This window comes from Amycolatopsis sp. NPDC051061 (genome assembly GCF_040682935.1).
In the GTDB taxonomy this organism is placed as follows: domain Bacteria; phylum Actinomycetota; class Actinomycetes; order Mycobacteriales; family Pseudonocardiaceae; genus Amycolatopsis.
Genome location: NZ_JBFBBZ010000029.1, coordinates 43,515 through 51,024 on the forward strand (window position 1 = coordinate 43,515; position 7,510 = coordinate 51,024).

A 7,510-nucleotide genomic window follows, 5' to 3' on the forward strand; every position below is an offset into this window, starting at 1 on the left:
GCGTCTTGCGCTCTGGAGTGAGTCCGTGCTGACCGTGCGTGGCCTGCGGGTGCGGTACGGCCGGTCGACGGCCGCCCTGCACGGGGTCGACCTCGACGTCTCCGCCGACGGCGTCCTCGCCGTGCTCGGCAGCAACGGCGCCGGGAAGTCCACCCTGCTCAGAGCCGTCTCCGGCACGCTGCGCATGCACCGGGGCGCGATCGAGGAGGGCGAGATCCGCTACGACGGCCACGTGCTCGGCAAGCTCGACCCGGCCCGGATCGTCCGGCTCGGCGTCGTCTGCGTGCCGGAGGGACGGCAGGTCTTCGCCCGGATGACCGTCGAGGAGAACCTGCGCGCCGGCGGCATCGGGGCTCGCACCGCCGCCGAACGCACCGAAGCACGTGAGCGCGTCGACGAGCTGTTCCCCGTGCTGACCGAACGCGCCAAGCAGCGGGCCGGGCTGCTGTCCGGCGGCGAACAGCAGATGCTGGCCATCGGCCGGGCGCTGATGTCCGCGCCGAAGCTGCTGCTGCTCGACGAGCCGTCGCTGGGGCTGGCGCCGAAGATCGTCGAGCAGATCGCCCGGACCATCCGCGAGATCCACGAACAGGGCACGGCCGTGGTGCTGGTCGAGCAGAACGCCGTGATGGCGCTCGGCGTCGCCGACGACGCCGTCGTCCTGGAGGTCGGCCGGGTGGCGCTGGCCGGGACCGCGGCCGAGCTCGCCGCCAGCCAGGACGTCCAGCGGCTCTACCTGGGCGGCCACGCCGAGTCGCAGGAGGCCGCCGACGCCGAGGCGGAGACCGCTCGCGAACGCCTCGCGGGCCGGACCTTGACGAGGTGGGCCGGATGACGCCGCCGGAGCTGCCGGCGACAACCGAGGCTTCGCCTCGAGCCGAGGGCTTCGCCACCCGGACCCCCGAAAAGCTGTGCGTCGAGGGCGTTTCCCTGCGGTTCGGCGGGATCCGCGCCCTCGACTGCGTGAGTTTCACCGTCGCCCCCGGCTCGCTGCACGCGCTGATCGGACCGAACGGCGCCGGGAAGTCCAGCTGCTTCAACGTGATCAGCGGTCTCTACCGGGCCGACAACGGCCGCGTGCGGCTCGGCGACACCGACCTCACCGGGCTCGCGCCGCACAAGCTCGCCGGGCTCGGCGTCGGCCGGTCGTTCCAGAACGCCGCGCTGTCGGCCGGCTCGACCGTGCTGGACAACGTCATGCTGGGCCGCCACGCGCTCACCCGCGGCGGGTTCCTCGAGGTCGGGCTGCGGCTGCCGTGGACCGTCCGGGCCGAACGCCGGCACGCGGCCCGGGCCCGGGAGATCTGCGCGTTCCTCGGTCTCGGCGCGGTCGTCGACGCCCCGGTCGGCGCGCTGCCCTACGGCGTCGTCAAGCGCGTCGACCTGGCCCGCGCGCTCGCCGTCGAGCCGGTGCTGCTCCTGCTCGACGAGCCCGCGGCCGGGATGAACGCGGCCGAGACCGCAGAGCTGGCCGGCACGATCAGCGGGATCCGCGCCGAGCTGGGCATCTCGATCCTGCTCGTCGAGCACGACATGGGCCTGGTGATGGACATCGCCGACCGGGTGACGGTGCTCGACTTCGGCCGTCGCATCGCCGACGGCACCCCGGCGCAGGTCCAGGCCGACCCGGACGTCATCAAGGCCTACCTGGGCACGGAGGCGGCGTGAACACATTCCTGCAGCTGACGGTGAACGGCCTCGGCAAGGGTGCGGTGTTCGCGCTGCTCGCGCTGGGGTTCGTGATCATCTTCAAGGCCACCGAAGTGGTCAACTTCGCGCACGGCTCGCTCGTGCTCTTCGGCGGCTACCTCGTCGTCGTGACGCGGGACGCGCTGGGCTGGGTGGGCGCGTCGCTGGTCGGCATCGTTTCGGCCGGGCTGCTCGGCCTGGTCGTGGAGCGGCTGCTGCTGTCGCGCTCCCGGCACGCCGACGCGAACAGCCTCGCTCTGCTCACCATCGGCGTCGACGTGATCGTCACCGAAGAGATCGTGCGCCGGCTCGGCGTCACGCTGCCGTTCCTCGGCGGCGCCTGGGACGCGCAGCCGTTCCAGCTCGGCGGGATCACACTGTTCCGCACGCACCTGGTCGCCCTCGGTGTCGCCGCGGTGCTCATCACGGCGTTCTGGCTCGCCTTCAAGTACTCGAACTGGGGCGTGGCGATGCGGGCGCAGGCGGAGAACCGCGAAGCCGCCGCGCTGATGGGCATCCGCAGCTCCCGGGTCACCGCGACCGCGTGGCTGGTCGCCGGGCTGCTGGCCGGAGTCGCGGTCCTGTTCATCGCGACGCAGGACTTCTCCGGCGCCGGGCTTTCGCGTGGGACGCACTCGATCGCGCTGGCCGCCTTCCCCGCGGCGATCCTGGGCGGCCTCGACTCGACGGCGGGCGCGGTGGTCGGCGGCCTGGTCGTCGGCCTTGTGGAAGCGCTCTCCGCGCAGTACGTCTCGTTCGACTTCTCCAAGAGCGCGGTGTTCCTCGTGATGCTGGTGGTCCTGGTGGTGCGGCCCTCGGGGCTGTTCGGCACGAGGGAGCGAACCCGTGTCTGACAGCGCTGTGTCCGAAGTGGACAGGCCACCGGCGGTCGAAGCCGCACCTCCGAAGCGCCGTGACGCCGGGAAGCTGGTGCGCGCGGCGGCGTGGCTCGTACTGCTGGTCGTCCTGCTCGCCCTGCCGCTCTACCTCGACGCGGCGTGGCTCAAGGCCGGGCAGTACATGATGATCGGTGGAGTCGGCGCGATCGGGCTGACCCTGGTGGTCGGCCAGGCCGGGCAGCTTTCCCTGGCCCACGCGTTCTTCCTGCTCGCCGGTGGCACCGCCTACACCGTCCTTTCCGGACCGACAGGCGACGACCGTGTCATCGGCTTCGGCTTGGACCCCGGCCTGTCGCTGCTCGGCGCGATCGTCGTCTCGGGGCTGCTGGGCCTGGCCTTCGCGCCGGTGGCCGGCCGCTTGCGCGGCATCTACCTCGGCGTCGCCTCCCTGGCCCTGGTGTTCCTCGGCCTCTACTTCGGCCAGTCGGCCGAAGAGCTCACCGGCGGGACGTCGACCGGGCGGGCACCGGCGCGGTTCTCGCTGTTCGGCTTCCCCTTCACCGACGACGGCCCGGAAATCACCCTGCTCGGCGTCCCGATCCGGCAGGCCGAGCGCACGTGGTACCTGTTCCTGCTGCTCACCGTGGTGGCGTTCGTGATCGCGCGCGGCGCCGTGCGCGGCCGGGTCGGCCGGTCGTGGCGGGCGGTGCGCGACAACGAGGCCGCGGCCGCGGTGATGGGCGTCAGCGTGCTGCGCGCCAAGGCGGGCGCGTTCGCTGTCTCCTCGGCCTACGGCGGCCTGGCCGGCGCGATGACCGTGCTGTGGTTCGACATCCTCAAGCCGGACGAAAGCGAGTTCGGCACCTACGGCATCAACGTGTCCATCGCCTACCTCGCGATGGTCATCATCGGCGGGCTCGGCTCGGTCCCCGGCGCGCTGGTCGGCGCGCTGATCGTCAACGGCCTGCCGCAGGTGCTCGCCCTCTATTCGGCCGACCTGGGCTGGTTCGCCGGCACCGGCGACGGCGCGCTGACCCCGATCATGGTCAGCTCGTTCGTCTACGGCGCCGCGATCATCCTCGTCGTGCTGTTCGAGCCGGGCGGGCTCGCCGCGATCGGCCGCCGGATCACCCGTCTTCGCCGTCAACCCCCGGAGGAACCATGAAGCGAACACACCTGGCGGCGGCGCTGGCGGTCGTCCTGACGCTCGCCGGCTGCAGCACGAAAGCGAACGACTCCGGCTCGTCGGGCGCCGACAGCTCCGGCGTCAAGACCGGCAAGGGGGTGACCGCCACCGAGGTGACGCTCGGCGTGATGACCGACAAGTCCGGCGTCTTCAAGAACCTCGGCCTCGGCGTCACGCAAGGCAACGAGCTGTGGGCCAAGGACTTCAACGCCGCCGGTGGCGTCTGCGGCCGGCAGGTGAAGCTCGAAGAGGTCGACCACGGCTACAAGGCCGACACGGCGAAGACGCTGTACCCGCAGATCGAGCCGAAGGTGCTCGGGTTCGTGCAGCTGCTCGGCTCACCGGTGGTGGCCGCGCTGAAGCAGAACCTGGCGACCGACAAGGCCGTCGCCGCGCCCGCGTCCTGGTCGTCGGAGCTGCTCGACAACCCGTACGTGATGATCGTCGGCACCACCTACGACGTGGAGATGATCGACGGCCTGGCGTACCTGCAGGAGCAGGGGCAGCTCAAGGACGGCGACACGATCGGGCACGTCTACATCGACGGCGAGTACGGCAAGAACGGCCTGCGCGGCTCGCAGTTCTACGCGAAGAAGCACAACCTGACGGTCAAGGAAGTGAAGATCACCTCGACCGACAGCGACCTCACGAACGTCGTCACCGGCCTCAAGGGCGCCGGGGTGAAGGCCATCGCGCTGACCACCACGCCCGCCCAGACCGGGTCCGCGCTCGCGGCGAACAAGGCGCTCGGGCTGAACGTGCCGGTGCTGGGCAACAACCCGACGTTCGACCCGGTGCTGCTGAAGAGCCCGGCGGCGAACGCGCTGGACAAGCTGACGATCGTCGCCAGCAGCGTGCCGTTCTCGGCCGATCTGCCGAAGGCCAAGGACGTCGCGGCGAAGTTCAAGGCCGCGTACAAGGAGACGCCGAACGGCGGTGTCCCCTACGGCTACGCGGTCGGCGAGGTGTGGGGCGCGGTGCTGAAGAAGGCCTGCGACAACAAGGACCTCAGCCGCGACGGCATCGCCGCGGCGCTGAAGCAGACGACGTCGGCGAGCACCGACGACCTGGTCGCGGCGCTCGACTTCTCCAAGCCGGGGACACCGGCGACGCGCCAGGTCTACGCGGCGACTCCGGACGCCTCCGCCGAGGGCGGCGTCCGGTACGTCAAGCCGCTGTTCGAAGCACCCGAAGCTAAGGAGTACGTGGCGCCGCACCAGAAGTGAGCCGGCGCTCGGCCAGCGCGGCCGCCTCGTGCAGCGGGGTGGTCGCGTTGGCCTTCGCGGCCTTCAAGAGCTCTTCGACGGTCTTCTCGATCGTCTCGACCCGGGCCAGCGCGGCCTCGTGGTCCAGGCCCTCCGCTTCACGCGAGAGTGTGTACAGGATCCCGCCCGCGCTCGCGACGTAGTCCGGGACCCACAGGACGCCGCGGGCGGCGAGGCCGGCCGCGACGGCGTCATCGGTGAGCTGGTTGTTGGCCGGCCCGACGACCAGCGGGGTGTCCAGCGGAGTCTCCGGGCTCAGGACCCCGCCGACGGCGGCCGGGATGACGACGTCGGCCGTCAGCGTGAGCGCCTTCTCCGGCTCGGCCCAGCTCAGCCCGCGCTGCTCGGCTTCAGCGCGCTTCGCCGGGTCGATGTCGGAGACGACGACGTCCGCGCCGGCCTGCTGGAGGCTCGCGGCCAGGTGGGCGCCGACCGAGCCGTAGCCGCTGACGACCACTCTGCGCCCGGCCATGTCCGCGCTGCCGAACACCGCCGTGGCGGCGGCCCGGAGCGCGGCCAGCACGCCGACGGCGGTCGGGCCGCTGGAGGAGCCGGTGCCGCCCGCGGACTCGGGCGTGCAGAACGCGAACGCCGAGACCTCGCGCAGTACCAGCATGTCGGCCGGGCCGGTGCCGACGTCCGGACCGGCCAGGTAGGCGCCGCCGAACTCGGCGATCAGGTCGGCGTGGTCGAGCAGGACGTCCCGGCGCTCAGCGGGCGACAGGACGCGTCCGGGCTCCAGGGCGAGGACGCTCTTGCCGCCGCCGAACGCGAGCCCCGCGACGGCGCACTTCGCCGTCATCGCGGCCGAGAGGCGCAGGACGTCGTCGACGGCCTCGGTGAGGCCGGTGTACGCCTTCAGACGGCAGCCGCCGACGGCCGGGCCGAGGGCGGTCGAGTGGATCGCGACCATCGTGGTGACGCCGGAACGACGGCCACGCCGGGCGACGAGCTGTTCATGTGCGGTCATGCCGACCGAAGTTAGAGTGAACATCGACGTTGTCGACTGGTCGCCGAACTAAATTCGGTGGCACCGCGGAGGTACCCGTGCTGGACGAACTTGATTCGGCGATCGTGCGCCACCTGCAGGAGGACGCCCGGCAGACCAACCGGGACATCGCCCGGAAGGTCGGCATCGCGCCCTCGACGTGCCTCGAACGCGTCCGGCTGCTGCGGGAGCGGGGCGTCATCCGCGGCTACCACGCCGACGTCGACCTCGCGAGCCTCAACCGCGGCGTCCGGGCGCTCGTCGCGGCGCAGGTGCGGCCGCTGAGCCGGGCGGTGATCGACGAGTTCCAGCGGTCGATCGCGGAGCTGCCGGAGGTGCTTTCGGTGTACGTGACCGCGGGGAGTGACGATTTCCTGGTCGAGGTCACCACGCCGGACATCGACGCGCTGCACGCTTTCCTCGCCGACCGGCTGGCCCTGCGCCGGGAGATCGTCGGTTTCCGGACGTCGATCGTTTTCCGCCACCTGCGCAAGACGGTGCTTGAACCACTTCCACCGGGGTAACCCTGGGAAGTGCGACACGCCACCCCTAAGTGTTCCCCTGAAATACCCGGGTTCGCACCCTCAAAGGCGCAAAATGTCGGTGGTGGGCGGTCTAATGAGCACGACGGGAAGGAGGCACCGCCATGACAACGGAACTGAACCACCGTGAGCGGGCCACATTGAGAGCCGTGGCCGGGGGCCACGCCGAGATCAGCTGCAGCTGCGAGCCCGACCTGTTCATCGACGGCCTGAGCTGCTGCGACCAGTCCACCGTGCACCGTCTCGCGCGGCTCGGCCTGATCGCACCCGCCTGCCCCGGCAAGTGCGGCACCCGCGTGCCCGCCATGCTGACCGAGGCCGGCTCGCTGGCGCTGGGCGAGGTCTTCGCCGTCGCCGCGTAATCGCGTTGCCACGATTGAACGGCACTGACAGCATCACCCGATGCACGTATTCCTCGAAACCGAGCGGCTGATCTTCCGCCGGTTCACCGAGAACGACGCCGACTCGCTCTTCGCGCTCTACGACGACCCGGCCGTGATGAAGTACCTCAATGGGGGACAGCCGGCGGACCGCACCGAGATCGTCACGCTGGATCTCCCCGCGTTCCTCGGTTACTACGAGCGTTTCCCCGGTTACGGGTTCTGGGCGGCGATCGAGAAGAGCACCGGCGATTTTCTGGGGTGGTTCCATTTCCGCCCGCGCCCGCACGACCGCACCGACGAGCCCGAGCTGGGGTATCGGCTGCACCGGAAGGCGTGGGGCCAGGGCTACGGGACCGAAGGCTCGGCGGCGCTGCTCGCCAAGGGCTTCACGGAGCTGGGGGTCCGCCGCGTCACGGCGGGCACGATGGTGGTGAACAAAGCGTCGCGCCGCGTGATGGAGAAACTGGGGATGACGGTGGTCCGCACGTACTTCGAGGAGTTCCCGGAGCACGAGCGGGCATCGGGCAGCGAACACGGCGAGGTCGAGTACGCGATCACCCGCGAAGAGTGGCTGGCGCGGTCGTGAGTGTTCAGGGCGGTTCTGACCGCCCTGAACAC

9 protein-coding genes are annotated in these 7,510 nt (G+C 70.9%); 8 read left to right on the plus strand and 1 reads right to left on the minus strand.

Annotation, left to right across the window (positions count from 1 at the left end; all coding sequences use genetic code 11):
• The first annotated feature begins 25 nt into the window (after positions 1-25).
• The 5 genes from AB0N03_RS33055 to AB0N03_RS33075 are packed head-to-tail and all read left to right on the plus strand — an operon-like array spanning position 26 to position 4,940.
• Entirely contained in the window at positions 26-835 is an 810-nt protein-coding gene (locus tag AB0N03_RS33055) for an ABC transporter ATP-binding protein (RefSeq protein ID WP_364379869.1), read from the plus strand.
• Positions 823-1,668: an ABC transporter ATP-binding protein gene (locus AB0N03_RS33060; protein WP_364379872.1), complete on the plus strand. Its 846-nt coding sequence runs from the start codon at positions 823-825 to the stop codon at positions 1,666-1,668. Before AB0N03_RS33055 ends, AB0N03_RS33060 begins: the two co-directional genes overlap by 13 nt.
• A complete protein-coding gene (locus AB0N03_RS33065) occupies positions 1,665-2,543 on the plus strand; it encodes a branched-chain amino acid ABC transporter permease (protein WP_364379875.1) in 879 nt (292 codons plus the stop codon). The genes AB0N03_RS33060 and AB0N03_RS33065 overlap by 4 nt, the downstream gene beginning before the upstream one ends.
• A 16-nt stretch (positions 2,544-2,559) precedes the next feature.
• Positions 2,560-3,693, plus strand: a complete 1,134-nt coding sequence (locus AB0N03_RS33070; RefSeq protein WP_364380082.1) for a branched-chain amino acid ABC transporter permease — start codon at positions 2,560-2,562, stop codon at positions 3,691-3,693.
• Positions 3,690-4,940 (plus strand): ABC transporter substrate-binding protein, encoded by a 1,251-nt coding sequence (locus tag AB0N03_RS33075; protein WP_364379878.1) that lies wholly within the window; start codon positions 3,690-3,692, stop codon positions 4,938-4,940. The genes AB0N03_RS33070 and AB0N03_RS33075 overlap by 4 nt, the downstream gene beginning before the upstream one ends.
• Here the strand turns inward: AB0N03_RS33075 and AB0N03_RS33080 are convergent.
• Positions 4,909-5,949 carry a Glu/Leu/Phe/Val dehydrogenase dimerization domain-containing protein gene (locus AB0N03_RS33080; RefSeq protein WP_364379880.1) on the minus strand — a complete coding sequence of 347 codons (1,041 nt, stop codon included), beginning with the start codon at positions 5,947-5,949 and terminating at the stop codon, positions 4,909-4,911. The genes AB0N03_RS33075 and AB0N03_RS33080 overlap by 32 nt on opposite strands.
• Before the next feature lie 80 nt (positions 5,950-6,029).
• Here AB0N03_RS33080 and AB0N03_RS33085 point away from each other — a divergent pair, with 80 nt between their 5' ends.
• From AB0N03_RS33085 to AB0N03_RS33095, 3 genes are all read left to right on the plus strand, one after another.
• The gene (locus tag AB0N03_RS33085) at positions 6,030-6,491 is read left to right on the plus strand and encodes an Lrp/AsnC family transcriptional regulator (RefSeq protein WP_364380085.1); all 462 of its coding nucleotides are present in this window, start codon (positions 6,030-6,032) and stop codon (positions 6,489-6,491) included.
• Between the two features lie 122 nt (positions 6,492-6,613).
• Entirely contained in the window at positions 6,614-6,871 is a 258-nt protein-coding gene (locus AB0N03_RS33090) for a hypothetical protein (RefSeq protein ID WP_364379883.1), read from the plus strand.
• Positions 6,872-6,911: 40 nt separating this feature from the next.
• Positions 6,912-7,478, plus strand: a complete 567-nt coding sequence (locus AB0N03_RS33095) for a GNAT family N-acetyltransferase (RefSeq protein WP_364379886.1) — start codon at positions 6,912-6,914, stop codon at positions 7,476-7,478.
• The last annotated feature ends 32 nt before the right edge of the window (positions 7,479-7,510 follow it).